1 protein-coding gene is annotated in these 1,329 nt (G+C 58.1%); it reads right to left on the reverse strand.

The window, feature by feature from the left end; genetic code table 11:
- Positions 1–179 precede the first annotated feature (179 nt).
- A complete protein-coding gene (locus ACYZGB_RS22750) occupies positions 180–620 on the reverse strand; it encodes a hypothetical protein (protein WP_462391261.1) in 441 nt (146 codons plus the stop codon).
- Between the last annotated feature and the right edge of the window lie 709 nt (positions 621–1,329).

A 1,329-nucleotide genomic window follows, 5' to 3' on the forward strand; every position in this document is an offset into this window, starting at 1 on the left:
TCTTCCGGCTCTCCCGCAGCCGCTTGTAGCGTGTGGCGACGCGGTGACGCAGATTCCATGTCGGCACGGGACATTCACGATCCCACAACAGATGCCGGATATACGACTGCAGGTGCTTTACCCGCTGATCCCCAATCGATCAGGCTCTTGTTGTTGCGGGGGAGTCCATATACGAGGGGTTAGGCCGCACTGCGCCCCCAAATTCCGGCGGCGAGCGCAAGAACGACTCCAACCAAGACGACAGCGCCAAACTTGTGTTGCTTTTGGTCAAGTGCCTCGAACCTCGACCAGTCTTCTGACTCCGCCGCGCGCCGCCGCTTGAAGACGAGCCAGACACAGTAGGCGTTCGCGGCAATGCCGGTGGCTCCGGCGGCGAGCATAAGGTGAAAACCGCGGTTGGTAGGGGAAGCCTGAAGCCAAAGCATGCTTCCGGAAACCAAGACTACGACGATGGCGGGTATCTCGATGATCTTGTCGACTCGGACATGCAGTCCTGCCAGGATCTTGCGAGCTTCGTCTCCTTTGGGGAGCAAGGCTCGCTCGAAGAGGGCTTCCGTCAGGATGCACCCGATCCACAGCGCAGCAAACGAGAGGTGGAGGGCAAGAAGTGCATTGCGCATAGTTCTGCAGCGGTGTTCTGTGCGGCCTAACGTCGGCCGTGAGTGGACCACAACGGCGCACTCAATGTTGAAGAATGGCGACCACGCTGGCCGCCGTTATGGGTCCAATCCACGAACTTGTTAGGTCTGCGTTTCACGCTTGTGCATCCGCTTCATCAGGTAGGTTGCCGCAATGAACGCCAAGCCCGCAGCCACCGCAATACTCCATGCACCATACAACGCCGCACCTATCGCTGATATGAGTGATAGCCCCTGAGTATTTGCAACTATAGCCACCTTCCGGTAGCACTTGTCACACCATGATAACGTGGCTGGCATAGCCCCTGGCCCATGCCGTAAGTGTCCTGGTGCGCCACAGAGCTCGCATATCCCGCAGTAGCCTGCTGGCACGCCCTGCTCTTCCAAAATCGATGGGCTTTTGTCCCAAAGACCGCAGTAGCAGTTTCTCACTTTCGCCCGATCGGTGGCTTCGGACATGAAGACCTAACGTTTGAGCTAACCGGCACATTGTGGCGTGACGGCATTTGGCCCAGAATGAAATGGCGGGGCAAATGGCGGCATGCCGCAATGTGTCCGGCTGAGTGATGGGATGGACTCCCCCGTTTGTTTGCGCGAGATTGGCGCACTGGTCTTCATTGGCGTGGGGATCAGGTCTTCAAACGAAAGGAGTCCGACATGCATGCTACTACCGTGGCCGTCGACTTGGCCA

It is taken from the genome of Acidovorax sp. Q11 (genome assembly GCF_054950075.1).

Excerpts from the sequence above, each read along its gene's own strand:
- ACYZGB_RS22750 (WP_462391261.1), bottom strand. The coding sequence starts at position 620 with ATGCGCAATGCACTTCTTGCCCTCCACCTCTCGTTTGCTGCGCTGTGG.